This is a genomic window from Mycobacterium sp. OAS707 (assembly GCF_014873705.1).
GTDB lineage: Bacteria > Actinomycetota > Actinomycetes > Mycobacteriales > Mycobacteriaceae > Mycobacterium.
In genome coordinates this window covers 1,056,665-1,081,294 of sequence record NZ_JADBDS010000003.1, presented here as the reverse complement: position 1 = coordinate 1,081,294, position 24,630 = coordinate 1,056,665, and the positions used below count along the sequence as shown (strand labels likewise).

At 65.4% G+C, this 24,630-nt stretch carries 25 protein-coding genes; 13 read left to right on the top strand and 12 right to left on the bottom strand.

The genetic code is table 11. From position 1 onward, the window contains the following. The first annotated feature begins 23 nt into the window (after nt 1-23). Entirely contained in the window at nt 24-629 is a 606-nt protein-coding gene (locus GGC64_RS23525; RefSeq protein WP_192724899.1) for a TetR/AcrR family transcriptional regulator, read from the top strand. Between the two features lie 10 nt (nt 630-639). Here GGC64_RS23525 and GGC64_RS23520 read toward each other — a convergent pair whose 3' ends face one another. Beyond that, nucleotides 640-1,629, bottom strand: a complete 990-nt coding sequence (locus GGC64_RS23520) for a YihY/virulence factor BrkB family protein (RefSeq protein ID WP_192724898.1) — start codon at nt 1,627-1,629, stop codon at nt 640-642. 302 nt (nt 1,630-1,931) lie between these two features. Here GGC64_RS23520 and GGC64_RS23515 point away from each other — a divergent pair, with 302 nt between their 5' ends. Beyond that, nucleotides 1,932-2,249 (top strand): SHOCT domain-containing protein, encoded by a 318-nt coding sequence (locus GGC64_RS23515; RefSeq protein WP_192724897.1) that lies wholly within the window; start codon nt 1,932-1,934, stop codon nt 2,247-2,249. A 15-nt stretch (nt 2,250-2,264) separates the two neighbouring features. Here GGC64_RS23515 and GGC64_RS23510 read toward each other — a convergent pair whose 3' ends face one another. After that, nucleotides 2,265-2,915 carry a cutinase family protein gene (locus GGC64_RS23510; protein ID WP_192725266.1) on the bottom strand — a complete coding sequence of 217 codons (651 nt, stop codon included), beginning with the start codon at nt 2,913-2,915 and terminating at the stop codon, nt 2,265-2,267. Here GGC64_RS23510 and GGC64_RS23505 point away from each other — a divergent pair. The 5 genes from GGC64_RS23505 (at nt 2,833) to GGC64_RS23485 (ending at nt 7,565) form a co-directional block, all read left to right on the top strand. Next, nucleotides 2,833-3,135, top strand: coding sequence for a hypothetical protein (locus GGC64_RS23505; RefSeq protein WP_192725283.1), 303 nt, complete (start codon nt 2,833-2,835; stop codon nt 3,133-3,135). The two genes, GGC64_RS23510 and GGC64_RS23505, sit on opposite strands and share 83 nt — an antisense overlap. 273 nt (nt 3,136-3,408) lie before the next feature. Next, a complete protein-coding gene (locus GGC64_RS23500; protein ID WP_192724896.1) occupies nt 3,409-4,659 on the top strand; it encodes a KasA/KasB family beta-ketoacyl-ACP synthase in 1,251 nt (416 codons plus the stop codon). 279 nt (nt 4,660-4,938) lie between these two features. Continuing rightward, on the top strand, nt 4,939-5,235 hold the full coding sequence (locus tag GGC64_RS23495) for a hypothetical protein (RefSeq protein WP_225952151.1): 297 nt from the start codon (nt 4,939-4,941) through the stop codon (nt 5,233-5,235). A 71-nt stretch (nt 5,236-5,306) separates the two neighbouring features. Next, nucleotides 5,307-6,092, top strand: a complete 786-nt coding sequence (locus tag GGC64_RS23490) for a maleylpyruvate isomerase N-terminal domain-containing protein (protein WP_192724895.1) — start codon at nt 5,307-5,309, stop codon at nt 6,090-6,092. Nucleotides 6,093-6,140: 48 nt separating this feature from the next. Next, complete coding sequence (locus GGC64_RS23485; RefSeq protein ID WP_225952150.1) at nt 6,141-7,565, top strand: MFS transporter; 1,425 nt, start codon at nt 6,141-6,143, stop codon at nt 7,563-7,565. A gap of 5 nt (nt 7,566-7,570) precedes the next feature. Here the strand turns inward: GGC64_RS23485 and GGC64_RS23480 are convergent, their stop codons facing one another. Together GGC64_RS23480 and GGC64_RS23475 are read right to left on the bottom strand one after the other, a co-directional pair. Further along, on the bottom strand, nt 7,571-9,649 hold the full coding sequence (locus GGC64_RS23480; RefSeq protein WP_192724894.1) for an AMP-binding protein: 2,079 nt from the start codon (nt 9,647-9,649) through the stop codon (nt 7,571-7,573). A gap of 98 nt (nt 9,650-9,747) precedes the next feature. Beyond that, on the bottom strand, nt 9,748-10,368 hold the full coding sequence (locus tag GGC64_RS23475; RefSeq protein ID WP_192724893.1) for a hypothetical protein: 621 nt from the start codon (nt 10,366-10,368) through the stop codon (nt 9,748-9,750). Between the two features lie 95 nt (nt 10,369-10,463). Here GGC64_RS23475 and GGC64_RS23470 point away from each other — a divergent pair, with 95 nt between their 5' ends. Continuing rightward, the gene (locus GGC64_RS23470; protein WP_192724892.1) at nt 10,464-10,775 is read left to right on the top strand and encodes a hypothetical protein; all 312 of its coding nucleotides are present in this window, start codon (nt 10,464-10,466) and stop codon (nt 10,773-10,775) included. 93 nt (nt 10,776-10,868) lie between these two features. Here GGC64_RS23470 and GGC64_RS23465 read toward each other — a convergent pair whose 3' ends face one another. After that, a complete protein-coding gene (locus tag GGC64_RS23465) occupies nt 10,869-11,858 on the bottom strand; it encodes an NAD-dependent epimerase/dehydratase family protein (protein ID WP_192724891.1) in 990 nt (329 codons plus the stop codon). Nucleotides 11,859-12,076: 218 nt separating this feature from the next. On the opposite strand from GGC64_RS23465, the gene GGC64_RS23460 reads away from it, so the two are divergent. Then, the gene (locus tag GGC64_RS23460) at nt 12,077-12,523 is read left to right on the top strand and encodes an MmpS family transport accessory protein (RefSeq protein ID WP_192725263.1); all 447 of its coding nucleotides are present in this window, start codon (nt 12,077-12,079) and stop codon (nt 12,521-12,523) included. Beyond that, nucleotides 12,520-15,318 (top strand): RND family transporter, encoded by a 2,799-nt coding sequence (locus tag GGC64_RS23455; protein ID WP_192724890.1) that lies wholly within the window; start codon nt 12,520-12,522, stop codon nt 15,316-15,318. Before GGC64_RS23460 ends, GGC64_RS23455 begins: the two co-directional genes overlap by 4 nt. A 9-nt stretch (nt 15,319-15,327) precedes the next feature. On the opposite strand, the gene GGC64_RS23450 is transcribed toward GGC64_RS23455, so the two are convergent. The 7 genes from GGC64_RS23450 to GGC64_RS23420 form a co-directional block, all read right to left on the bottom strand. Further along, nucleotides 15,328-15,807 (bottom strand): hypothetical protein, encoded by a 480-nt coding sequence (locus GGC64_RS23450; protein ID WP_192724889.1) that lies wholly within the window; start codon nt 15,805-15,807, stop codon nt 15,328-15,330. A gap of 63 nt (nt 15,808-15,870) precedes the next feature. Further along, complete coding sequence (locus GGC64_RS23445; RefSeq protein ID WP_370582303.1) at nt 15,871-16,440, bottom strand: FKBP-type peptidyl-prolyl cis-trans isomerase; 570 nt, start codon at nt 16,438-16,440, stop codon at nt 15,871-15,873. Between the two features lie 104 nt (nt 16,441-16,544). After that, a complete protein-coding gene (locus GGC64_RS23440) occupies nt 16,545-17,576 on the bottom strand; it encodes a fused (3R)-hydroxyacyl-ACP dehydratase subunits HadA/HadB (RefSeq protein WP_192724888.1) in 1,032 nt (343 codons plus the stop codon). A 76-nt stretch (nt 17,577-17,652) separates the two neighbouring features. Then, nucleotides 17,653-18,324, bottom strand: a complete 672-nt coding sequence (locus tag GGC64_RS23435) for a class I SAM-dependent methyltransferase (protein WP_192724887.1) — start codon at nt 18,322-18,324, stop codon at nt 17,653-17,655. Between the two features lie 80 nt (nt 18,325-18,404). Next, nucleotides 18,405-19,448, bottom strand: coding sequence for an alpha/beta fold hydrolase (locus tag GGC64_RS23430; RefSeq protein WP_192724886.1), 1,044 nt, complete (start codon nt 19,446-19,448; stop codon nt 18,405-18,407). A gap of 32 nt (nt 19,449-19,480) precedes the next feature. Beyond that, nucleotides 19,481-19,741, bottom strand: a complete 261-nt coding sequence (locus tag GGC64_RS23425) for a hypothetical protein (RefSeq protein WP_192724885.1) — start codon at nt 19,739-19,741, stop codon at nt 19,481-19,483. 109 nt (nt 19,742-19,850) lie between these two features. After that, nucleotides 19,851-21,290 carry an RNA polymerase sigma factor gene (locus GGC64_RS23420; RefSeq protein ID WP_192724884.1) on the bottom strand — a complete coding sequence of 480 codons (1,440 nt, stop codon included), beginning with the start codon at nt 21,288-21,290 and terminating at the stop codon, nt 19,851-19,853. Between the two features lie 308 nt (nt 21,291-21,598). Here GGC64_RS23420 and GGC64_RS23415 point away from each other — a divergent pair, with 308 nt between their 5' ends. The 3 genes from GGC64_RS23415 (at nt 21,599) to GGC64_RS23405 (ending at nt 24,625) form a co-directional block, all read left to right on the top strand. After that, nucleotides 21,599-22,138, top strand: coding sequence for a hypothetical protein (locus GGC64_RS23415; protein ID WP_192724883.1), 540 nt, complete (start codon nt 21,599-21,601; stop codon nt 22,136-22,138). A gap of 87 nt (nt 22,139-22,225) precedes the next feature. Further along, nucleotides 22,226-23,572 carry a S1C family serine protease gene (locus GGC64_RS23410; protein WP_192724882.1) on the top strand — a complete coding sequence of 449 codons (1,347 nt, stop codon included), beginning with the start codon at nt 22,226-22,228 and terminating at the stop codon, nt 23,570-23,572. A 60-nt stretch (nt 23,573-23,632) separates the two neighbouring features. Next, complete coding sequence (locus GGC64_RS23405; RefSeq protein ID WP_192725261.1) at nt 23,633-24,625, top strand: glycoside hydrolase family 6 protein; 993 nt, start codon at nt 23,633-23,635, stop codon at nt 24,623-24,625. The last annotated feature ends 5 nt before the right edge of the window (nt 24,626-24,630 follow it).

Here is a 24,630-nt window from a genome sequence, read left to right as displayed (position 1 = left end):
CGTTAATGGGTATCGTGGACAGTATGGCGCGCCCCCGGAAGTTCGATGAAGCTCAGGTCATCGAGGCAAGTCGCGACCTGTTCTGGGATCAGGGCTACGCCGCGACGAGTATCGACGACCTCAGTGCTGCCACCGGTTTGGGTCGCGGCAGCTTTTACAAGGCGTTCGGCGACAAGCGCAGTATGTTCTTGCGCAGCCTCGAGTTGTATTGCGCCGAGGCCTTCGACGGCATCCGTGCCGAACTCCGCAACCCAGACCTGTCGGCCTACGACCGTCTGGTTGGGCATGTGCGGGCCGCGGCCGCCGACATTGCGTCCGATACCGACCGTCGCGGCTGCCTGCTGGCCAAGAGTGCTGCCGAACTGTCCTCCACGGACCCGGTGGTGGCCAAGCAGGTCAAACGGATCTTGGACGGCTGGCTACGGGAACTGACGGCCACGATCAGTGCCGCCCAAGCCGACGGCGACATCCCGTCGGACACCGACGCCAAGTCGATGGCCAGCTTGCTGCTGGCCGTGCTGCGCGGGATGGAGGCACTACGTAAGGGCGGCGCATCCGCTGCGACGATCAAGCTGGCCGCTGAACAGGCCGTCACGCTGCTTGCGGTGTCGCCTCCCGCTGCCGGCTAGATCCCACCGGTCAGTGTTCGACCGGTGGGGTTGATCGAGGCTTCTTCTCGGGCTCGTCGAATGTGACGTGGACGTGCTGAAACCCTTTGGCCCGCTCTGCTTTTGCCCGCCCGGTGTATGTCTTGCGGTCGGCACGGGTGAGGTCGACGTTGTCGGTGAAAGGGGTCAGCAGCGACCTCGGATACAGCCGCTGTGTGCGAACCACGTTGACTTGCGCGCACAGCACCAGGCTGAGCGAGACCAGATACAGAAACGCCAGCAGACCGAGCACGAGCGCAAAGACGCTATTGGTGGCGCTGGCGGTCTTGACGGTGTGGGAGACATAAGCGGCGCCGAACCACTGCAACAGCTGCCAGATGACGGCAGCGATGAGTGCACCGGGCAGGACGTCACCCCACGTCAGCTCGCGGGCGGTGGTCACCTTGAACAGCACTACGCAGACCCCCGCGTTGATCGCAACGGCCGCCAGCACAAGCCCCGCCTTGGACAGGATCCCGAACGAGTCGGTGACATGCCCGATCGACGAGAGGACCGTGGACGCGACCGCCGCCGAGCCCAGCACGATGAGCATCAGCAGGCTGCGCAGCCGCGATCGCAGCGGATCTGGTCGGATGTTGCGCGGCACGGCCCACACCGAATCCATCGCATTCTGGATCGCCTGTCCGATTCCCAAACCGCCGTACAAGGCCACGGCAATGCCCGCGATCACCCCGGTCGGTCCGCCGCTGAGCCTGCGAGGTTCGCTGAGCTGATCTCCGATCACCGGGAACTGGCGGAGTGTGGACGTCAGCACTTGTTGTTGCACGTCGGGATGTCCCGCAAGTACGACGCCCAGCGTGGTGGTCAACAGTAGGAGCAGGGGAAACAGCGACAGGAACGCGTAGTAGGTGATCAGCGCCGCCAGGTAACTGCCCTGATCGTCGACGTGCTTGTAGATCACGGCGATGACGAATCCCGCCGCGCGACTTCGTCGCTGCAGTCGATCAAGCCAGCGAACCATCACGATCACCCCGATGCCCTACACCCGCGTTGGGTGATACCCCGGTACACGCACCCTGAATCGATGCCGACTAGATCGAGCAGTGGGGGCTGCCTACCGTGGAAGCGGTCAACCAGAGCGGAGGTCAAAAGGTGTTCAGCCTCGGTGCAAAACGGCTCGAGCGAAGGTTACGACGACGCGGCGAGTCCGCGATGGCGAGAGTTCTCTTCGCGCACCGCAAGGTGTCAGGTTTGTACCGGAGCAATGACGCGTTTTATCAGAGTCCACCGGTTCAAGCCACACCCGCTCTGTGGACCATCAGCGTGCGCGTTGAACCTGCGGCGGGACCCGCCTTCGACGCCCGCATCGACGCGTGGCTCTATGACACAGATCGACCGTGGGCCGATACGTTGATCCCCGTTCTCTATGACCCGGCCGACCAGCGCAAGGTGGTTTTCGATCCTTCCGTCGAGAGGCGAAATGCCGCGCAGCAGGCCACTTTCGCGATGCGCGAGCAATGGCTGCAGGAAGAGTCACGCAGCCCGGTGGACCGGCTGACGGAGCTGATGCAGCTACGCGAACGCGGCGAGATCACCGAAGTCCAGTACGAGGAGCGCAGGCGAAAGCTGCTCGGAAATTGAGCGGGCGTTCTCGCGCTAGGTGAGCCGACTGGCGGCGAAGGCCGCGCCTTGGTTGGTCAGGTCTCCGTCGTACGCGTCCGGGTTGTGCATGGCGAAGTTGAGCCCGTCCGAGCACACGGGGTCTTCAGGCGCGCAGAGCTTCGCCGTCTTGGGCTGATACAACGAACCGATCGCCACTGGCGGCTGGCCGAGGAAATTCATCGCTCGGTCGTTGGGCAGCCCGAAGAGCACGACTGCTGCGACATGGTCTGCGACCTCGGGCTGCAGCGGTTTGGGAACCGTCGCAGGATCCACGCCAGCAGGCACCGAAGCTGACGTCACGAATCCCATCACCGCCGCGCCCTGGGAGAAGCCACCGAGCACCATCTTCGTCTTCGGGCAGGTGGTGGCCATCGAAACCACATGGGCGCCTGCGTCTTTGATGCCGTCGAGACCGGTCGCCCACTGGTCTGAGGCTGGGTAGCTCACGGGATGAACATCGATCGACTTGGATCCGACAAGAGTCCGCAACGCATCAACGAACGTCTGCCCTGTCCTACCAACACCTGGTGGCTCGTTCGTACCGCGGGCGAACACTACTTCGATGTCCGGACATGACGAAGCCGCGGAGGCCGGTGGCACGACGCATGTCAGGGCCAACACAGGCGCGGTGGCAAAGCAGAGCATCCAAGCGACAAATCGTCCGCGCGCGCGGCTCTTCGATGGGGCCGATCTCATGTCGCTTTATCTTAGTACGGCTATCTTCTTCGCGCTGGGCTCCGCGATTGGCGTCAATTGCTTAGCCGAGGAGCCGAATTGGAGGACGGTCAGCTGGTTCCTTCACCTGCTCGCCGAAGTCGGCCGCGTTGTCGCAACGGCGTTTGCCACGGGGCCGACCGGGGTATGACCGCGGCGAACTTCGTCTCCTAGGCCAGCGAGACGCCGAGACGACCGAGCAAGGGCGGCAGCGATGTCCAGACGCAACGAGTACACGGGCGAGATGTGTGAGTGCGGCCGTCCCATGTACGTCCGGGTGGTCAGCGTCGGCTCCCGGCCGGAATCTCGGCGGGGACCCTCCTGTTGGAACAGCGAATGCTCCCTTCATCGCCGCAGGCAGCAGACGCGCGAGCAGGAGGGCGCCCGAAGCGGACCGCGCGAGTAAACGGAGGATCAGGCAGGTATGGCTGCGGTGAGAACGGGTCAGGGCCTACCCGATGTCGTGGTCACGGCGGTGGTCTCGAGCACCGCTCTGGCACCCGACGCGGAGAACAGCTGGCAGCGCCTGCTGGCGGGAGAAAGCGGCATCCGAGAGCTGGACAAAGAGTTCGTCGACCAGTTCGACTCCCCGGTGCGCATCGGCGGCCAACTTCGCGAAACGTTCGACGAGCACCTGACCCGCATCGAGATTCGTCGATTGTCGTACATGCAGAAGATGGCGGTGGTGCTCAGTCGCCGGCTGTGGGAGACGGCGAACTCCCCTGATGTCGACACCGCCCGGCTGATGGTGTCGATCGGGCATGCGCAGGGGTCTACCGAGGCGCTTGTGTTGCTCTACGACGATTTTCTGGCCCGCGGCATGCGCGCGGCCAATCCGCTTTCGGTGCAGATGCACATGCCAAACGCGCCCGCGGCCGCGGTGGGACTCGACCGTGGCGCCAAGGCGGGAATCCTCAGCCCGATGTTGGCCGACGCCTCGGGTTCCGCAGCCCTTGTCCAGGCGTGGCGGACCATAGTGTTCGGCGACGCCGACATCGCGATCTGTGGCGGTGTGGAAACCGGTATCGAGCCCGTTCCGGTTGCGGCGTTCTCGCATCTGGGGATGTTGTCGACCAACAACGACGACCCGCCGGGCGCGTGCCGACCGTTCGATCAGGACCGCGACGGCATGGTGTTCGGCGAGGCCGGCGCGCTGCTGCTGCTCGAGACCGAGCAACACGCAAAGGCCCGCGGTGCGCCCATCCTGGCCCGCATGCTGGGCGGCGCCATCACCTCCGACGGTCACGACGCTCTCACGCCAGAGCCCGACGGGGAGCGCGCCGCCGACGCCATCGTCCGTGCACTAGATCTGGCCGGGTTGGCGCCATCGGACATCGACCATGTCAACGCGCACGCCGCCGGAACCGTGATCGGCGACCTTGCCGAAGCCCGCGCCATCAGACGCGCGCTCGGCGGCCACATGCCTGCGGTGTATGCGCCGAAGGCGGCGTTGGGGCACTCGCTGGGAGCCGCAGGGGCGGTGGAGGCCGTGCTGACTGTGCAGGCCCTGCGCGACGGCGTCGTGCCGCCCACGCTGAATCTGAAGAATCTCGATCCCGAAATCGACCTCGACGTCGTCACCGACGGTGCGCGACGTGCCAATCTCGGCTTTGCGCTGAGCAATTCCCTGGGAATCGGCGGCAACAACGTCGCAGTGGTGTTCGGCGCGTACTGACCGAAGGCCTGGCAGCTTTGATCAATTGCGTCAGCCGTTGAATCGGGCGCTAACCCATCCAATGAAGTGTCGGCTCCGAATGGTCTGTATCGGAACGCGATCGTGAGGCCAATGTGGACGTTGTGCGAGCAGTGACTCGGGTGCTGGTGCAAAGTGCGGTCACCGGCGCCGCGGTGATCAAAGCGGTGCGCGACGCGCGCCGCGGTAACAGCATCGGCCAACCTGTCACAACCAGGCATACGAACCCATCCGCGACTGTGCGGGCAACGAATGCTGGCTATGAGCGCGGAGATGCACGCCGGCGACCCGCCGCCGTCGTTCGGCGAAGTACGGTTTCGCCGTGAGGGCGAGCGGCTGTGTGTGGAGCACGCGCCGCCGATCATGTGGTTCGCCCGTCATGTCCTGGAGCACAGCCAAGCGAATCCCGACGTCGGGTTGAGTTTCGATGGCACCCACGTGACGCTGTACGCAGCCAACGGGCATTGGATCTGGAAGCTCAGCGGCCGCAGTTGGTTTCGAAGCGCCGGACCCGGCGTGGAGCCTCTTGTCATGCTCGAAGGCATCTGGCCGGACTGAACGACGGTATGGGCTAAGGCACCGGCAATGGTTCGACGCCGATCGAATCATTCCGCGTTGACCATGGACTCATGAATACTTCGTCGACCGATCATCATGTGGACGGGGATCGTTTCCCGGAATGGGCGCCGTTCGCCGAAGCAGTTCAGCGCCGCCGACCCGACGCCGGGACGTGGTGTGAAGCCTGGACCGTTCGCGACATCGTCATCCATCAAACCGGCAACGCCGAAGAACTGGCGCGAGTCCTCGAAGGCCACCTGTCCGGCGCGCCCGTCCAGACCCGTGCATTCGAGCAGCGCGAAGCGCGCTATCGGGCGATGAACGACACCGACCTGTGGTCGGCATTCGCCGCACAGATGGCCCGGCTAGGCCGAGCCGCGGAGGCGGCCGAAGACCTGCCCGACGACACTGACGTCGCTTGGACTGGCCGCACCATGAAGCCGGCGTGGTTCGCCGAACACATGCGTGAGGAGCTCGTGCTGCATGGCTGGGACATCACGGGTGACCAGCCGGGTGCACAGGCACGGCTGGGCGAGCCGTGGATGACCGAACACAGTGTGCACGCCGTCGGCCTCCCACTGCTCAAAAGAGGACTCGAACGACTGGCGGCACTGGGCGCTGACCGCATCGAATCCAGAATCAGGGTGAACGGCGACCCCGACGTGGTCATCACCGCCGACGCGCAGGAATCTTCCATCGCGCTTGAACCTGCCGAGGGCGCTGCGACGATCGAAACCGACCGCGCAGCGCGGGTACTGCTGTTGTGGGGACGCCGGCCGGCAGACCCCAGCCGCGTCTGCAGCACCGTCGGACCAGTCGCGCTGGGTCGCCTGCGCACACTGCTCAGCGGCTACTGACCCGACGCGCCTCGCCCGCCAGCCAGAACCAACTGTTGAGGGGAAGGGATGTCACAAATTTCATCGACACCGCTGAGATCACTGTTCAGGCCGAGAGACGTATCGCCGTATGCCGTGCTGGTGGTGATGTGCGCCGGATATTTCCTGGTGCTGCTCGACGTGACCATCGTCAATGTCGCTCTCCCGTCGATCGCATCGGGGCTCGGGGCATCGGTGAGCGGACTGCAATGGGTGGTCGACGGCTACGCGTTGGCTCTCGCATCGCTGATGCTCGCCGGCGGCACGGTCGGCGACCTACACGGACATAAACGCGTCGTGTTGTGCGGACTGGTGGTGTTCGGCGTCGCGTCCTTGGCTTGTGCCGTCGCCCCTGACGTGGCGGTGCTTGTCAGCGCGCGGGTGTTCCAGGGTGTCGGTGCCGCGCTGCTGCTACCGGGCACGCTCGCGATCATCACGCATGCGTTTGGTGAAGGCCGCGAGCAGGCCAAAGCGATCGGGATTTGGGCAGGAATCGGAAGCTTGGCCTTGCCCGCCGGCCCGCTGCTGGGAGGAGCGCTGATCGCCGGCTTCGGTTGGCGCGCAATATTTCTCATCAACGTACCGATCGTGGTGTTGGCGGTCGTCGCGGCGGCGATCCTGGTAAAGGAGAGCACGGATCGGCAGGGAAGAAGCCTCGATGTGGTTGGCGTCGTCTTAGGTGTGCTGGCCCTGGCGGCGATCACCTTCGCGTTCATTGGCGCAGGGCATTCCGGCGCACGGTCCGCTGAGGTGATCGGCGCGGCGGTCGCCGCGGTGGTGTTGCTCGTCGGGTTCGTCGTCGTCGAGCGTGCACGGGGTGATGACGCGATGTTGCCGCTGGCGTTGTTCCGGCGCCCGGTGTTCACGGTGGCCAATGTCGCGGCTGCGACGATGAACCTGTGCACGCTCGGGATGCTGTTCGTTCTGACGCTGTATCTGCAGACGGTTCAAGGCCGTTCGGCGCTGGTCGCCGGACTGTTCATCGTCCCCCTCTTTGCTCCGCTGGCCATCCTCGCTCCGCTCGCGGGGCGGCTGACGAGCCGCATCGGTCCGCGACTGCCCGCCGGCGCGGGTCTCGTCATCGCCGCCGCCGGCCTCGGCCTCCTGGCGCTGGCGCAACCGCGATCGACCTATGCGCTGCTGCTTCCCGCGTTCTTGCTTTGGGGTATTGGCCTCGGAATCTTGACGCCTGCAGTCGTGTCCGCTGCGATCAGCACGGTTCCATCGGAGCGTGCCGGTTTGGCTTCGGCCATCAACAACACATCGCGCCAGGCGGGTGGAGCGATCGGTATCGCCGTCGCCGGAGCGATCGCAGGCCAACCCGACGCGCCCGGCTTCCTTGCTGGGTTTCACGTCACCGCCATCGGTGCGGCCGCTCTGTATTTGATGGTCGCCGTACTTGCGCTCGTCTTCATCCCCGGCGGACTGCGGCGTTCGTCAGCGTCGACCCCCTGACCGCGCTAGCCGGGCCAGCCTGTCTCCAGCGGGAACTGGCCGTCGGTCAGATGACGCTTCAACACTTTTCCCGTCGCGGTGCGCGGCAGCTGACTGACGAACGTGACGTCGCGCGGAATCGAGAAGCGGCTCAGGCGGTTTCGGACGAAGTTCTTGACCATCGCTTCATCCAGCGACGCCCCTTCGGCGCGGACGACGAACGCGGCGAGGCGTTGACCGAACTCCGGATCGGGAACGCCGACCACTGCCGCCTCGACGACCTGTGGCAGGGCGGCGATGGCTTCCTCGACAGGCCGCGGAAAGACGTTCTCTCCGCCGGAGATGATCATCTCGTCGTCGCGTCCGGCGACGAAAAGCCGACCGCTGGCGTCGAGGTACCCGAGATCCCCGGTGTCCATCAGCTGGTCTTCGATGGCGGGCGACGCCGCATTGGTGTAGCCGTCGAACAGCATGTCGTTGCCGACGAAGATGCGGCCGACGGCACCGACCGGCACGGGATCGCCGTTCTGACCGAGAATGGCGATGCGAGTGCCCAGCGGTGGTCGACCGGCGGTCGTGGGCGCAAGGCGCAGGTCGGTTGGATCGGCGATCGTCGCCCACGACACCTCGGTGGACCCGTAGAAGTTGTACAGAATGTCGCCGAAGGTGTCCATGAACTTGACGACGGCCGCACCGGGAATCGGCGACCCGCTGCTGGCGACCACCCGCAGCGATGACGTGTCGTAGCGATCGATCACCTCGGCGGGCAACTCGAGAATGCGCTGCAACATGACCGGAACCAAGATCAGCACGGTGCAGCGATGCAGCGCAATGGTTTTGAGGCATTCTTCGGCGTCGAACCGTTCCATCAGCACCACGGTCGCGAGTAGCGGCGTGCTCACTTGCAGTGCGGCCAGGCCCCAGGCGTGGAACAGCGGCGCAGACAGCATCATCACCTCGTCGCGATGTAGCGGCATCCGCGACAACATCGCGGCGATTGCGCCGAAGCCCGGAGGTGTTGGCCGGCGTGCACCCTTGGGCGTGCCGGTGGTACCCGAGGTGAGAACGATGAGCCTGCCGGGCTGTTTCGGCGGCGCCACCGTTGCGCCTGCGCCCGCGGAGATGACATCGTCGATCGAACGCCACTGCGAGACAAGCGAATCAGGGTGCGTCGAGATCCGCGGAAGCTCTGCAGGGAGATAACGGACCAGAGGTTCGAAGTCGTCGTCGACGAATATCGCGTCGACCGCGTTGTTCGCAATGATCAATTCGATCGTGTGCGCCGAAAGGCCGGTGTTGAGCAACAACAGGTCCGCACCCAGCTTGCTCGAAGCCACCATGCACTCGACCATCGCGCAATGATTGCGCGCGAGGACCGCGAACTTACTGTCGCTGGTGAAGCCCCCCGCAGTGAGGCCCGACGCCAGGCGTGTGGTGCGTTCGGCCATGTCCGCGTAGGTCGACGTGCCGTACCGATCGATCGACGCTATGTTGCGCGGTGACCGCGCGGCGGCCGCCCCGAGGCCGCCGGCAAGCGTGAAGCCCCACTTGGCAAGCGAATTGAGCTGTCGCAGGCCACGATCCGGTCGCGACGCACGCACGACACCGCTCGCGATCATCGTCTTCATGACGCTGAGCTGCAGTGAACGCCCGTCTCCCATATTGACCAGAACTGACGACTGCTTGCCTTCGAGGTAGTCCGAAACCCGTAGCAGCCCTTCCTTGAGCCAGTTCCGGATGGCGCCGTCGCTGACCTTTTCGAGGTCGGGATGCAGCAGTCCGACGCCGAAGATCTTCAGCGCGATCCGGGTGCCGCCCTTTTCGGGCGTCAGGCGAATCGACACGAAGGAATCACTCACCTGGGTTGAGTGGAGCCACATCAGCAGGTTCGACCGGCGGAGCGTCTGCCGCATCTCGTGAACCATCACGGCGCCGCGAGGGGTGGCCAGCCGGACCTCGAAGTGCAGGCCTTTGCCGGCAACCTCTTCGCACGACCCGAGGCCGCGAAAGTATCGCGGATACCCGTCGGGCGCCTCCAGGATGCCCCAGACGTCGGCACATGAGTGATCCAGCGTGATGTCGAAAGCGATCACATCATGTGCCACGGTGGTCCTGCCAGGTAGTTCCTAGGCCGAGCGAAAGAACACATTGTGGTTCATCCGCCCACGGCGTGGAACCATTTCGCTGGACCACGCAGCGCAGTTCAGTTGATTCGCTGGACGTTCTCCGTCACGACTCTCGAGCCGTCCCAGCGCAGATCTGCTGTCATGCGCACGGTGCCGCAGCATTCCGGGTCATCTGGACCCTGGGTCAGCCACGACACGTGCGCGATCCCGTCGGCGATCGACAACCCGGTCACCACTTCGCGTCCGTGAGTCAGGTCGCTCAAGTCCACGCCGCCCAGCCGCGTGGGCCCACCGGCGTAGAGCTGTACGGTGGCCGCCCATGGAACGCCGCCTGCGCTGCACTCAGTGACCAGCGCGCCGTCCTCGACGCCATCACCGGTCAGGTCACCGAACGCGACCCAGTAGTCACCGTCCGGATACCCCTTCCTGGCAACCCGGACCTGCCCGTTATGGGGATCCTGATTGGGCAGCTGTCCGTTCACAAGATTGCCCGGTTCGTGCTCACACAGCTCTGGAACAGGCGCTGACAGCAAGTCGGCGAGCTGCACCGCGGCGACACTGGGGGCAGCCGTCGTCGGGGCCGGCGCTGTCGTCGAACTATGCTGTGCCGCAGTCGAACCCGCCTGTGATGTGCACCCGGCGGTCAGCATGACGGCTGCTACCGCGGTGAGTGCCAGTCGGCTGGCGTTCCTGGTCATCGGGTTTCCTTTCGTCTAGACCAATGCTGAGGACTGGCACTTGGTGGATTCTTGGCAGCGGTTTGAGAAGGCCCTGCATGGGGCAGGCTCAGCTCATGGGAAAGCTCATTTGTCGTGCGGCGATCCTCACCGCCGCTTTTGCACCGATCGCCGCGCTGTCGCTGGTTCTCCCGGCGGCAGGCTCGGCGCAACCGCTCGATTGTCAGAACGGGGAGTGGTGGGACCCGGTCGCCGACGTCTGTCAGCCGCCGGTGGGCCCGGTTCCGTTGGGCTGCCAGAACGGCGACTGGTGGGATCCGGTCGCCAATGTGTGCAGGCCGCCGTTGGCGCCGTTCCCGCCGAACTGCGGGGACGGACAGTACTGGAATCCGGTGTCCAACGCCTGTCGACCGCTCGGCCAGGTCTAACCGTTCACTTGTAGTCTGCCGACCTCCGGTAATTCAGAACCCGTATAGCGCAATGCCTCTCGCGGGCACGGCGGGCTCGAGTGGTAGCCGGACTCAGAGCCTGCCGAGCTCGCGCAGTCCAGAAACCGTATCGCGCAACGTATCTCGCGGATCTCGGTAGTTGACGCCGAGCTCCGCGGTGCTGGGTGTGTCGTCTGACTGCGGCATCTGGGTGAAATACTGCATCGCCGCCGCGCTCACTGCTGTATCCAACGGCAGGAAGCGTCCCACCACGTCGGTCAGCTCACCGATACCACGTAGCACCGTATCCGGCAGCGGGTACACGCGCAGCGAGCGGTTGGCCGCCGAACCGATCATCGACGCGAGCTCGGCGACTCCAATCCGCCGCCCGCCTGCCATGTACCGGCGAGGGCCCTTGCCCGGGGTCAGCAAAGCGGCATGCAGCGCGGCGACATCACGGACGTCGACGACAAGCCAACCACCGCCGCGTCCCGGCAACCCCCGCATCTGAACCGCCGCCTGCACACCCTCGGCCGCCTCACCGAACTGGTCACCCGCTGGAGGCCCGAGCACCATGCCCGGATAGGTGATCGCCACCGGAGCGCCGGCGTCCTGCAGACCGCGCGCGTACGCCTCGAGCACTGCCTTCGAACGGCCGTAACCGTCGCGTCCGCCGACGACGGGAAGGTCGGCGTGCAGCACATCGAGGCCCGGCCGAAAGAGTGCGCTGAAGCTTGACACGTGCACAATCGGATCCAGCCCGCGCTCGGCCGCGGCGCCGAGGACGTTGCGCCCGCCGTCGAGGTTGGTTCGCAGCATCGTGTCCGCTTGCCCCGGATCGGTGGAGACCATTGCCGCGCAATGGATCACGGCGTCACACCCATCCAAAGCCGCCGCGGTGGAGCCCGCGTCGCCGATGTCCCCGACCGTGTGGTCGGTGGTGTCGACGCCTAGCCGCGCGACGCTCGTCTGCAGCCGCGCAGGTTTCCGGACCAGAAACCGCACCGAATGACCGGCGTCGGCCACGGCCTTGGCGGTCCATGCGCCGACGAATCCGGTCCCGCCTGTTATCAGCACCTTCACAGGATTTTCCCCAATCGCAGCCGGTTCTCTTCGAGTCCAAGTACCCATTCACGTCGATGTCATCCCCGCCAATGACGCCGTGCCAAATCGCCTACCTCGAAGGCCCCAGCCCGGTGTTGTGGAGTCCGAAACCGTGTCGTACCGTCAACCTAGTTGATTAGCCGCCCTACTAGATTCTCGCTATGCCAAGGCTGGTCACCGCGCTTGAAAGGTCACGGATGCAACGGGTTTCGATCGGAAGCCGGCTGTTGCGACGGTGGATGGTGCTGGTGGCGGTGCTGGTCGTCGCGGTCGCAGGTTTTGCTGTGTATCGGCTGAACGGCATCTTCGGCTCCAAGGATGTCACCTCCACCCCTAGCGGGTCCGCGAACGAGATCGTCCCGTTCAACCCCAAGCACGTGGTCATGGAGGTCTTCGGCCCGGCCGGCACGGTCGCGACCATCACCTACCTGGACGTCAACGCACAACCCCAACGCGCCGACGCCGCGACGCTGCCCTGGTCTTATGACACGACCACCACCCAGCCTGCCGTCTTCGTCAACGTCTCCGCCCAGGGCAACAGCAACTCGCTCGGCTGCCGGATCAAGATCGACGACGTCGTCAAGGACGAAAGAACCATCAACACCCACAACGCCTTCACCTATTGCTTGGACAAGTCCGGATGACGCCGCACCGGGTTCCTGACTTCATCCGCCGGTACGCGGTGCTCATCGCGCTGTTCTGGCTCGGACTTGCGGTGGTGACGAATGTGTTTGTGCCGCAGTTGGAGACAGTCGCCGAAGCGCACAACGTGTCGTTGAGCCCACAGGACTCGCCGTCGTTGGTGGCCGCCAAGCGTATCGGCAAGGTGTTCGGCGAATTCGATTCCGACAGTTCGGCCATGATCGTGCTGGAGGGCGACCAGCCACTCGGCGCCGAAGCCCACCGCTACTACGACGGCCTCATCGAGAAGCTCCAGCAGGACACCAAGCACGTCCAGCACATCCAGAACTTCTGGGGCGATCCGCTGACAGCGGCCGGCTCGCAGAGCTCAGACGGCAAGGCCGCGCTGGTGCAGATCTACCTCGCGGGCAACCAAGGCGAGTCACTGGCCAACGAATCGGTCGATTCGGTGCGCAACATCGTCAACCACACCACGCCGCCGCCGGGCGTCAAGGCCTATGTCACCGGCGCCGCGCCGCTGGTCACCGATCAGTTCGAGGTGGGCCGGCACGGCACCCTGAAAACCACGCTGATCACCATCGGCGTCATCGCCGTGATGCTGTTTTCGCTGTTCCGTCGTCTCACCACGGTGTTCCTTGTGATCTTCACCGTGATGATCGAGTTGACCGCGTCGCGCGGCGTCGTCGCTGTGCTTGCGAACGCGGGCATCATCCAGCTGTCGACGTACTCGACCAATCTGCTGACGCTGCTGGTCATCGCGGCCGGAACCGACTATGCGATCTTCATCCTCGGCCGCTTCCACGAGGAGCGTTACCTCGGGCAGGACCGCGTGTCGGCGTTCAACACGATGTACCACGGCACCGCGCACATCATCTTGGGCTCAGGCCTGACGATCGCGGGCGCCGTGTTGTGTCTGATGTTCACCCGCCTCCCGTATTTCAACAGCCTCGGTGTTCCCGCGGGCATCGGTGTGCTTGTCGCGGTGATCGCGGCGTTGACCCTGGCGCCCGCCCTGTTGATGATCGGCCGGCACTTCGGTCTGTTCGAGCCCACCCGGCGATTGCAGACCCGGGGGTGGCGACGCATCGGCACGGTGATCGTTCGGTGGCCCGTGCCCGTCCTGATGGCGACGGTCGCCGTCGCCCTCATCGGTCTGATCGCCTTGCCGAACTACAAGACGAGCTACGACGCCCGCGGCTACATGCCGGCCGGGGCACCAGCCAATGTCGGTTACGCGGCGGCAGAACGCCACTTCTCGCAGGCCCGGCTGAACCCCGAACTGCTGATGGTCGAGGCCAACCATGATCTGCGCAATTCCACCGACATGATCCTGCTGGAACGCGTCGCCAAGGCGGTCTTCCACACCGACGGCATAGCGCAGGTCCAGTCGATCACCCGGCCACTCGGCACGCCGTTGGATCACACGTCGATACCGTTCCAGATCAGTGCGGGCAGCGCCGCTCAACTCAACAGCCTGCCCTTCCAGCAGGCCCGCGGCGCCGATCTGCTCAAGCAGGTCGACGTGATCAACAACTCGATAGACATTCTGCGACAACAGCTTGCGCTTCAGCAGCAATCGGCCGCCATCACCGACGAGCAGACCCAGGCGTTCAAGGACACCGTCGCCACCGCCCAAGACCTGCGTGACAAGATCGCCAACTTCGACGACTTCTTCCGGCCCCTGCGCAACTACTTCTATTGGGAGCCACACTGTTACGACATCCCAGCCTGCTGGGCACTGCGGTCTCTGTTCGACGCCCTCGACGGCATCGACGCGCTGACCGACCAACTGAGCAATGTCTCGGCGAGCATCACCAAGCTCGACGCGCTGCAGCCCAAGCTGCTCGCGCTCATCCCACCACAGATCGCTAGTCAGCAGACCAACCGCGACTTGACACTGACCAACTACGCCACCACGTCGGGCATCAACGACCAGACCGAGGCGGCACTGCAGAACTCGACCGCCCTTGGCCAGGCCTACGACGCGTCGAAAACAGACGACTCGTTCTACCTACCGCCGGAGGCGTTCACCAACCCGGAATTCCAGCGCGGGCTCAAGTTGTTCCTGTCGCCGGACGGCAAAGCTGCCAGAATGATCATCACGCACGAAGGTGATCCGGCTACGCCCCAAGGCATTTCGCATATCGATGCGATCAGGCATGCCGCGCAGGAAGCCGTCAAGGGGACGCCGCTTGCGGGGTCGAAGATCTTCATCGCAGGCACCGCAGCCACCTACAAGGACATCCAGGACGGCGCCAAATACGATCTGCTGATCGCAGGGATCGCGGCGCTCAGCCTCATCTTGCTCGTCATGATGTTCATTACCCGAAGCCTCGTCGCCGCGTTGGTTATCGTGGGCACCGTCGCGCTGTCGTTGGGTGCCTCGTTCGGGCTTTCCGTGCTGATCTGGCAGGACATCTTTGGTATCGAGCTGTTCTGGATTGTGTTGGCGCTGGCCGTCATCCTGCTGTTGGCGGTCGGTTCGGACTACAACCTGTTGTTGATCTCCCGGTTCAAGGAGGAGATCGGCGCAGGGTTGAACACCGGCATCATTCGGGCGATGGCCGGGTCAGGCGCGGTGGTGACGGCCGCAGGTCTGGTGTTCGCAGCCACCATGGCCTCATTCATCTTCGCCGACTTGCGCATTCTCGGTCAGATCGGCACCACGATCGCGCTCGGTCTGCTGTTCGACACGCTGATCGTGCGCTCGTTCATGACTCCGGCCGTCGCGGCACTGCTGGGGCGGTGGTTCTGGTGGCCGTTGAACGTGCGCCAGCGTCCGGCCCGCCGAACCTAGAGATGAAAGTCAGGCGCTACCAACAGGATTGAGCTCGTTGGACGGGTCGGTCGACGACACCGACACCCGGCTCAAGCGGCCTTTGAGCCCTGCCACCCTGCGCAGTTGGGCGGCGATGTTCATCGAGGTCAACATCGGGATGCCGCCGATGAACGTTCGGAAAGAGGGATGACCACCATCGAGGTGAAGCATGAACAGACAGCCGACCACGTAGAAGAAGCCCATGGTGAACAGAGCCGCGGGTATCGCGTACGCCAGTGGTGAGCGAGCATCGGCCACCAGTTCGGTCGCATAGTCCACTTCGTCCTGGGACATCGGTTCGCCCTTGCGGAGCTTGGCCAGCACCTCTTTGTGGGCGCCCACCGTTTCTCCCAACGGATGGGAGGTGCGCTTCTCCAACCGACCGAAGTACACGAATACACAAGTGGCAAAGACCATTTCCATCACGGCAGCGAGGATCGTGAGATCACCCCAGCCTCCGAGATCCACGTGCCGCTCCTGTAGTCCTGCGCTCCGTCAAAACGTTATATGAACTAATTGTCCAACGCGAGGCTACGAAGCGTCCAGGATTTTGATCGCGAAGATGAGGGTGTCGCCCGGCTGGATGCCCGCGCTCGGTTGGCCCTCCGGATAGCCGTCGGCGGACGTCATTGCGACGGCGACAGTGGAGCCGACCTTCTGCCCTGCGATCGCCTTCTGGAACCCGGGCACCACGCCCTGCAACGAAAAGTCGATGGGGGCGCCTCGTTCGTAGGTGCTGTCGAACACCGAGCCGTCGCGTCCGTTGACGCCCATGTAGCAGACGAACACCTTCGCGGTGGCCGCGACGACCGGTCCGTCGCCGGCCTTCAGCGTGTGCACCTGGGTCTCGGTGACGCTGAACGGTGCGGTGACCTGGATCCGCGGCGCCGCCGAGTCGGTGGCCCCGGTGACGGCGACGCTTCCGGTCGCTCCCGGCAGCGTCCACTCCGGCGCAGCGTTGGCAGGTGCTGCGGACGGGCAGCCCGCGTCTCCGGTCGCGGTTTGCGCGAATGAGGGTGGTGTGAACACGTCCGAGGCCGGTGACGACGACGTGCTTGCCGATGGGGTCTCCTTGTCGGAACCACATGCGGACAACGTCATGACGAGCGTCGTGGCGCAGGCAAGGACAGCGACAGAAGACATCCGGATGGCATTCACGGCTGTCACGCTACTGACGCCTTGCACGGCCGTTGGCAGTAGCCCTCTCAGCGGAAGCGGACGTCCAACGTCGCCATGCCGAAGATCTTCTTGCCACCGGCCTTCGCGCCGATGATGACGACCCCGCTGCGGGTGGCCGGATCCAGTGCCTTGATCCGCCCGCTGAACTCGATGTCGGTGCCCTCGGCGGCCGAGACGACCGCGGGCGCCGACAACCGCACCGTGTACCGGGTGGCCGCACCGGGATCGCCCGACCACGCGGAGGCGTAGCCGGCACCCAAGCCCATGGTCAGCATTCCGTGGGCGATCACGTCGGGCAGCCCGGCAAGCTTGGCGATGTGTTCGTCCCAGTGAATCGGGTTGGCGTCACCGGCCACGCCGGCGTAGTTGACCAGGTCGCCGCGGGACAGCCGGGTGTGGTGTGCAGGAAGCGCGTCGCCGACCTGCACATCCTCGAAGGCCGGCGTACCGGGCGTGCGGGTGGTGCCGCCGTCGGCGATGCGGATCTCGCCCTCCGGTCGCACCTCCTTTTCGTACTCGTCGTCGAGTCCGGCGATGTCGAGGATGTTCATGTCGTGCATCATCGCGTTCTGCACGGCCGTTTTGACTTCCGAGTCGATGTCCTCGGCGGTGACACCGACGACGGTGGTGTGCAGGGTGTGCACCCGCTCGCCCGTGGTGTCGGTGAACGTGTTGGTGACGGTGATGAAGTCTCTGCCTGCGGTCCTGCGGACCGACGTCAGTTCGACGTCGATGGTCAATTCATCGCCTGCCACGATCGGGCGGTGCTGCTCGAAGACTTCCTCGGTCTGCAGGTAGGTGTCGTAGCCGACGACAATCTGCTCGAACATCCGGCGATTGCACTGCATGCCCGGCGCCGACGTGAACGTCAGGGGCGCGATGACGTCTGAATAGCCCAGCTTTGCGGCGGCGGCGACGTCCCAATGTGCCGGGTGGTAGTCCTGCACAGCACGGGCGTACTCGCGCAACTTCTCGCGCCCGACCAGGTAGGTGCCGTCCATCTGGTAGTAGTGGCCCACCCGCGCTTCGAGCGGCGAAGTTTCTGTTGGTGCCGTCATGAATTGCTCAACTCTTCCGTCGGCTTGTTCGCTGAAGCCGATCGAAAGACACTAACGCGCGGACATCACCGTCCGGTCAGTGAGTCGCTCGCCCGACGATGAGCGGGTGCACGATCGCGGGCATCCCATGCCACACCGCGTTGTCGGACTCGACGGTGAAGCCGCAGGCGCGCATCAGCTCGAGGGTCGAGCGGTTACAGACGCACCCACCTGCGAAGCCGCGCCACGGTTTGAGGAGAAGGTCCTGGCATGCGGCGAGGAACCGTGAGCTCGCGCGCACGTGTTCGATGAACAGCAACTGCCCGCCCGGGCGCAGTACGCGGGCGATTTCGCGAAGCGCTCCCGCGGGGTCGTCCACGGTGCACAGCACGAGCGTGGAGACGACGGTGTCGACGCTGGCATCACCCAACGGCAGGCGTTCCGCGGGGGCGTCAACGATCCGGGCATCGGGCGCCTTCCGCTCGAGAAGCCGGGCAAGCTTTCGTCGCATCCCGGGTTCTGGCTCAGTGAGGATGAGCTCGTCAACCGCGGCGGGATAGTGCGCGACGTTCAGCCCGGTGCCCGCACCGATTTCGACGACGACCCCGTGCGCTGCTGCGACAAGGTCGCGACGGCGGCGCCGCATGCCTATCAACTCGCCCAGCCAGACGAACGGGTTGTACAGCACCGCCATGACCCGCAGCCACGCCGCGTAGGAAGCACTGGCGTGGGGTTGGACGATGGGTTGGGCAGGGGCGACGTCTGTCATGCCGAGAATCTACGAGCAGCGCGGTGCTGCGAGCATCGCCCATCGCGGCCATCCTTCGCAGATGGCCGGTTTCGGCCATCTCACAACAGCCCGAGCCGTGCGGCCTCGGCGACGGCGGCCGTGCGTGATGTGCGACCGAGTTTGCGGCGGATATTCGCGACGTGGCGGTGAACGGTGTGCGGGCTGAGCACCAGCTGCTCTGCGATCTCGCGGTCGCCGAGCCCGCGCGCAACGCAGGCGAGGATCTCGCGCTCGCGACCGGAGAGCAGCACCGGTTCTGGCTCGCCGGCACCGCGCGCAGTCGGTTGCTGCGGTGTCAACGCTTGCCGAAACGCGCGCACGACCGAATCCACATCACCGTGCCAAGGGAAGTGCGAGTTTCCTTGCAGCGGAACGAATGTCGCGTTTGGTATCGCGGCGGCGACGTCACGGCCCAGCTTGTAGGGCACGGCACGATCGTCGCGGCGATGCACCACCGTCGTCGGCTGGTGGACCAATGGCAGGTGAGCGCGCACGTCGAGGCGATACACCAGACCGAGCAGAGCGGCGGCAGTCTCCGCGCTGGCCGACTCGCGCTGCAACCGGGCGAAGCGTTCGTGTGCTACCGAATCGGCGCCGCCGAGAAACAAGTCGCTGAGCATGCGCGACCCGAGTCCCCAATGCGCGCGAACCGCCGCGACGATCGCGTCGGATACGCCGGGAGGCGTCAGCACGTCGCCATGGGGATAGGAGCCGTACAGCACCAGTCGCTCCACACGCTCGGGAAACGTCGCGGCGAATGCCACCGCGGTGCAGGTTCCGGATGATCCGCCGACGAGCGTCACGCGATCGAGGCCGAGCTCGTCGAGCAGTGCGCGCAGTGTCGCGACTTCGCCCTCCAGGGTCAGGTCGGAAGTTCGCAGCGTGCGATCCGACATGCCGACACCGAGACGGTCATAGCGGATCAGTGTGTGGCTCTCCGCTACCCCCTGCCAGAACTGCCGAACGCCCGGGCTCTGCCAGTCGAGCTCGAGATGGCTCACCCACCACGCCGGGGCGACGAGTGGTGGACCGTCGCCACGCACCTCGTACGCCAGTCGACTGGCGCCGAGGCGGAGGAAGCGAATCTCAGAGTTGTCCGGCATCGTCCCGAGCGTACGACCGGCGAGACCGGGATTCAGGTGTTCTCGATGGCGATTCGGCGGCCCCACTTGTCCATCTCGCATTGGCAGTTGGGGCAGGTATGGCCGCCCCACATCGCCTGCTGAGCCGACTTCGGCACCCGCAGTTGCCCCATCGCCGTTCCGCAGTTCGGGCATGAGACGCGGCGCAGATTGATGCCCCATTTGTTCTTGACCAGAGTCCCGTAGACGACCAGGACCATGGCCCCGCCGAACACGACGAGAAAGGCGATGTTCGCGTACTTGTCGATATCCATGTGATGCTCCGTTTCCCACGTCGATCGCCGCCCCGGGTGGGCGGCAGTCGTGGGTAAGGACACGCTGGGACGTCAGCGGGGACACTTTTTCCGCGACCGTATTTCCGGTTCAGTTGCCCTCCGTTGTCCGCCCGCAGACCGGGTTGCCCGGCACGGCCACATGTGGACACTGCGGGGTGGCAGGCGCCAGCGGGGTAGGGCAGGACTGGCCGCTGTCCACGGTGCTGCCGTCGGCGCAGTGCTTGGCGGGGGGCTGTTGCGGTGCGCGTTGGCGCGTGGAGGCAGGAGCTCTCGGCGCCACCGATGCGGGTGCCGCGTGACTGGTTCGCGTCACGGTCGGCGAACTCGAGGGCGCCGCAGCGGTGGTTTCACGCGGTGGGGGCGCCTGCTCGATGGGCGGATTACCGGGGTTTTGGGAATTGGGAATGTCCGTGTGCACCGGGCCTGAGGAGGGCTGGATCGACGTATTCGGTTCGGTTGCAACGGTTTTGGGCGTCAGCGTAGCGGTGGACCGTTGCGACGGAGTGAATGCCGGTGCGGCAGGCTGGACCACGACGGAAGTGGCCGGCGTGATCTGCGTGTCGCGAGGTGCGGGCGCACCGGTCGTCAAACCCCATATCGCTGCGGGCACGGCGACCACCGCCGCGGCCACCAGCGTGACGCGCCCGGTCAGCGCCAAGAGTCGGCCGGAGACGTGCTTCACCGCGTGGCCCGCCGCGGCGGCGGTAACTGCGGTGCCCGATGGAAGATGCGGTGCAGTGTTCAGCGTCTGCTCACGCAGCCATGCCGGTGCGGGGATCAGTGCCGGTGCCGCCCCGAGCAGCGCCTTCGGGTTGACCAGCCTGCCCCGATGCTCGCCGCAGTGTGCGCACGACGCGATGTGTCGGGAGACGCGCTTGCGCACCAGGATGGTGAACTGCCCGTCCCAACCCGCGATGGTCGTCGCAAGGTCCGCGCAGCGGTTCTGGCCGGTAGCGGCTTGGCGCGCCACCAGCAGCGCACCCAGGGACTGTTGGACGGTGTCGCGCAACCGCTGCACCATCTTCTTGGCCGATGCGCTACTGACACCTAGCGTCTCGGCGATTTCCGCGTTGCTCAGGCCGTGCCGGTAGGCCAGATCCAGCACCTCGCGGTCGCGCTGCGACAGCCCGCCCTCTGCCTGGGCCACCAACGACGCGAGCTCGTTGCGCGCCGCCAACGTGTCGGGACCGATGTCGGTGGCCGGTGCGTCAGGGAATTCGTCGGACACCGTCTCGCGCCGGCGCGCACGCAACGTGCGCAGCGCCTGGTGTCGGGCGATGGTGTAGAGCCAGGGCCGAAGCTTGTCGGGATCACGCAGTTTCGGAAGGTCGACAGCCGCGTTGTAGAACGCTTCTTGCACGCAGTCGGCCGCGTCGCGGTCACCGACCATGCCGATGCAGAAGTCGTAAAGACGGGTGGCGTAACGGTCGTAGATCTCGGCGAACGCCGCCCTCTCGCCAGCTGCGGCGGCACCGACCAACTCGGCGTCGCCAACGACGTTCCAATCGAACTCAGCCGTCACAGACATGGGGTCTCCAACCTGGGGGTCGATCGTCTCTCGAAGCTCGCGCGGCGGCCCGGCCGACCGAGGCCGCGTCGGGCTTTTATGTTCATACGCAACTAACGGCCAATCGGTTCACAGGCGACTAGCAGGTACGGGTCGTGCGCTGCGACGTTAAGCGGCGACGGCTTACGAATGCTTGCGTAGTGCACTACTCGAATTTCGACAGCCGTGCGATGCGACGCCGGCCAAAAAGTGTCTCCAGACGGTGGTCTGCGCGCACATACCAGTGCGGCCACCCACGGCTCGCACGAGAGACCTTGAGGAGACCCCCAATGCAAACCCGGTTCTATCGGCTGCCTGCCGCAGTTCGCGCGCTCATCATCGGCGTACTGTCGTCGGCCGCAATCTTCGGAGTGATGTCCTACTTGACCTTTTCCGGCCCCGCGAGCGAGACCCATCTACCGCTCATCGGCCGACTGCTGATCGCGACGATCGCCGGCATGCTCGCCGGCGCCGTCGGGGTCGTACTCGGGGACCAACGCATGCGCCGCACGTACGGATCGATAGATCAGGCGCTTACGTACTCACGCGCATTGCGGACCGGCGAACTGCCGACGCAAATCGAGCCTGCCGAATGGCAAGGCTGGCTGGCGACCAGCCGCCAGTCGAACAAGTGGGCGCTGACGGGCGTAGGGGTGTTCGCGTTACTTGCGGTGCTGCAGAGCCTCGAACACGATTGGATGTCGACCGCAATGTTCGTCTTGTTCGCAATCTTCGAGGCGGCGGCCATGTTCTTGATGCGTCGCCGAATTGCGCGGCTGACGGCCGCAGTGCACCGGCGTGCCGAGGAGCAAAGTCTCGGCCTCTCCTGAGCAGGCTCTCAGTTCCGTCTCAGCAATCGCGGGCACCTTGTGCTTAAGCCACTGGGCTGATTCACGATTCACAGAGAACGGAACACGATGACCAACCCTCCGCGCTATCCCACGGATCGGCCCGAAGAACAGCCGTATCCGAGTCAGCCTGCGGGACAGGCCAACCCGAACCCACAGCCCTACATTCCTTCACATCTGCGTTACGACTATCGCTACGCCCATCAGCCGTATGACCCGTATCACGCGGCACACCAAGCGATCACGGCGCCGATTCCGAAGATTCGGTCGAAAGGTTCTCGCCGCGGCGCCATGATCGCAGGCGCGGCGGTCGTTGCGGTGGTCGGCGGCGGACTCGGTGCGGCCACCATGGGGGCCGTGTCGCTGGCCCACGACAGGCCGGCCACCAAGCCGCCGATCGCCCAAGCGCCGTTGACCCCGCAGCCTGCCGCAAAGGCGCCCGCCGGCTCGGTTGAACAGGTCGCGGCCAAAGTGATGCCCAGTGTCGTCAAGCTGCAGATCGACATGGGCGGTCAAGGCGACACCGGTTCGGGCATCGTGTTGAGCGCTGACGGCCTGATCCTGACCAACAACCACGTGGTGGCTCCGGCGGCGGACGCCGGTCAGGGAGCCGAGCATGCCCTTTCCGACTCCACCGGCGATGGCGGCATCACCAAGACCGTCACCTTCGCCAATGGCCAGACGGCACCGTTCACCGTCGTCGGTACCGATCCCAGCGGGGACCTCGCCGTGGTGCGTGCGCAAGGAGTGTCGGGGCTGACGCCCATCGCCATCGGATCGTCCAAGGATGTGAAGGTCGGTGAGCAAGTGGTGGCGATCGGGTCGCCGCTGGGTCTGCAGGGGACCGTGACCAACGGCATCGTCAGCGCGCTCAACCGGCCGGTCGCCGCAGGCGACGGCAGCGGCGGCGACGTCTCGGTGATCGATGCCATCCAGACCGACGCGGCGATCAACCCTGGCAATTCCGGCGGCGCGCTGGTGAACATGAACGGCGAACTGATCGGGGTGAACTCCGCGATCGCGAGCATGGGCGGAGGCGACGGCGGAGCAGGCGGCGGCCAGAGCGGGTCGATCGGGCTGGGCTTCGCGATTCCGTCCGATCAGGCCAAACGCATCGCCGACGAGCTCGTATCGACCGGCACCGCCAGCCACGGCTCGCTGGGCGTTCGACTCAGCAGCGATGGTGTGAAGGGCGGCGGGGCGGCAATCGGTGAGGTCGTCGATGGTGGTCCCGCGGCGGCCGCCGGCATCCCGAGCGGCGCGGTGATCACCAAGGTCGACGATCAGGTGATCGACGGTCCCGAGGCTCTGGTGGCCGCGGTTCGTTCGAAGGCACCAGGGGACACGGTTTCGTTGAGTTACGTTGACGAATCCGGGGCGGCCCAGACGACGCAGGTGGTACTCGGCAAGGCATAACCCCCGGTCGGCAGCGGCGATTGGCGCCTGGTCCCGCCAGGCACTAATTTTTCCGGGGTGATGTCAGCTGTTGGCGCGGTCGCGCGGTGGATAGCTCCCTTCCTGACCGTGGTGGCCGTCGCCGGCCTGGGCCTGCAGGCCGCCCCGACGCCTGCACCGAGCGTTCGGTTGGCCGCCGACGACGGAAACCCATTGGCAGGTGCGACGTTCTACGTCAACCCCACGTCGGCGGCCATGCGCGCCGCGCAGAAGGCCGACCCGCCGAGTCCCGAGCTGACCGCGATCGCCAACACACCGCAGGCGTACTGGCTCGTCCCGGGTTCATCGGCAGCGACGGTCGCGAAGTACGTGGGTGACGCTCAGGCCGCGGGCGCCATGCCGGTGTTCGCGCTCTATGGAATTCCGCACCGTGACTGCGGCAGCTTTGCCGCCGGTGGTTTCGCGTCGGCCGCCGAGTACAAGGGCTGGGTCGACGGCATCGCAGCCGACATCGGCGGGTCGCCGGCGGCGGTCATCGTCGAACCCGATGCGCTCGCGATGGCCGACTGCCTCTCAGGTGATCAGCGTCAGGAACGCTACGACCTGATCCGCTACGCCGTCGAGACACTGACCCGCAATCCGGCCGCGGCCGTCTACATCGACGCGGGACACCTACGTTGGCACAGCGCCGACGACATGGCCGCGAGGCTCAACCAGGCGGGGGTGGCGCAGGCGCGCGGCTTCAGCCTCAACACCGCGAACTTCTTCACCACCGACGACGAAATCGGTTATGGCGAAGCGATTTCGGGGCTCACCAACGGTTCGCACTACGTGATCGACACGTCGCGCAACGGCGCGGGACCGGCGCCCAGCTCCGCGCTCGACTGGTGCAACCCCGACGGCCGCGCACTGGGCACTCCACCCACTACCGCGACCGCGGGCGCGCACGCCGACGCATACCTGTGGATCAAACGTCCCGGCGAGTCCGACGGCTCGTGCAACCGCGGCGACCCGCCCGCCGGGAATTTCGTGACCCAGTTCGCCGTCGAACTGGCGCGCAACGCGGGCCACTGAGCCAG

Excerpts from the sequence above, each read along its gene's own strand:
- GGC64_RS23525 (WP_192724899.1), top strand. The coding sequence starts at position 24 with ATGGCGCGCCCCCGGAAGTTCGATGAAGCTCAGGTCATCGAGGCAAGT.
- GGC64_RS23520 (WP_192724898.1), bottom strand. The coding sequence starts at position 1,629 with ATGGTTCGCTGGCTTGATCGACTGCAGCGACGAAGTCGCGCGGCGGGA.
- GGC64_RS23505 (WP_192725283.1), top strand. The coding sequence starts at position 2,833 with ATGTCCGGACATGACGAAGCCGCGGAGGCCGGTGGCACGACGCATGTC.
- GGC64_RS23510 (WP_192725266.1), bottom strand. The coding sequence starts at position 2,915 with ATGCTCTGCTTTGCCACCGCGCCTGTGTTGGCCCTGACATGCGTCGTG.
- GGC64_RS23500 (WP_192724896.1), top strand. The coding sequence starts at position 3,409 with ATGGCTGCGGTGAGAACGGGTCAGGGCCTACCCGATGTCGTGGTCACG.
- GGC64_RS23495 (WP_225952151.1), top strand. The coding sequence starts at position 4,939 with ATGAGCGCGGAGATGCACGCCGGCGACCCGCCGCCGTCGTTCGGCGAA.
- GGC64_RS23490 (WP_192724895.1), top strand. The coding sequence starts at position 5,307 with ATGAATACTTCGTCGACCGATCATCATGTGGACGGGGATCGTTTCCCG.
- GGC64_RS23485 (WP_225952150.1), top strand. The coding sequence starts at position 6,141 with ATGTCACAAATTTCATCGACACCGCTGAGATCACTGTTCAGGCCGAGA.
- GGC64_RS23475 (WP_192724893.1), bottom strand. The coding sequence starts at position 10,368 with ATGACCAGGAACGCCAGCCGACTGGCACTCACCGCGGTAGCAGCCGTC.
- GGC64_RS23470 (WP_192724892.1), top strand. The coding sequence starts at position 10,464 with ATGGGAAAGCTCATTTGTCGTGCGGCGATCCTCACCGCCGCTTTTGCA.
- GGC64_RS23460 (WP_192725263.1), top strand. The coding sequence starts at position 12,077 with ATGCAACGGGTTTCGATCGGAAGCCGGCTGTTGCGACGGTGGATGGTG.
- GGC64_RS23455 (WP_192724890.1), top strand. The coding sequence starts at position 12,520 with ATGACGCCGCACCGGGTTCCTGACTTCATCCGCCGGTACGCGGTGCTC.
- GGC64_RS23445 (WP_370582303.1), bottom strand. The coding sequence starts at position 16,440 with ATGACGTTGTCCGCATGTGGTTCCGACAAGGAGACCCCATCGGCAAGC.
- GGC64_RS23440 (WP_192724888.1), bottom strand. The coding sequence starts at position 17,576 with ATGACGGCACCAACAGAAACTTCGCCGCTCGAAGCGCGGGTGGGCCAC.
- GGC64_RS23435 (WP_192724887.1), bottom strand. The coding sequence starts at position 18,324 with ATGACAGACGTCGCCCCTGCCCAACCCATCGTCCAACCCCACGCCAGT.
- GGC64_RS23430 (WP_192724886.1), bottom strand. The coding sequence starts at position 19,448 with ATGCCGGACAACTCTGAGATTCGCTTCCTCCGCCTCGGCGCCAGTCGA.
- GGC64_RS23425 (WP_192724885.1), bottom strand. The coding sequence starts at position 19,741 with ATGGATATCGACAAGTACGCGAACATCGCCTTTCTCGTCGTGTTCGGC.
- GGC64_RS23420 (WP_192724884.1), bottom strand. The coding sequence starts at position 21,290 with ATGTCTGTGACGGCTGAGTTCGATTGGAACGTCGTTGGCGACGCCGAG.
- GGC64_RS23415 (WP_192724883.1), top strand. The coding sequence starts at position 21,599 with ATGCAAACCCGGTTCTATCGGCTGCCTGCCGCAGTTCGCGCGCTCATC.
- GGC64_RS23410 (WP_192724882.1), top strand. The coding sequence starts at position 22,226 with ATGACCAACCCTCCGCGCTATCCCACGGATCGGCCCGAAGAACAGCCG.
- GGC64_RS23405 (WP_192725261.1), top strand. The coding sequence starts at position 23,633 with ATGTCAGCTGTTGGCGCGGTCGCGCGGTGGATAGCTCCCTTCCTGACC.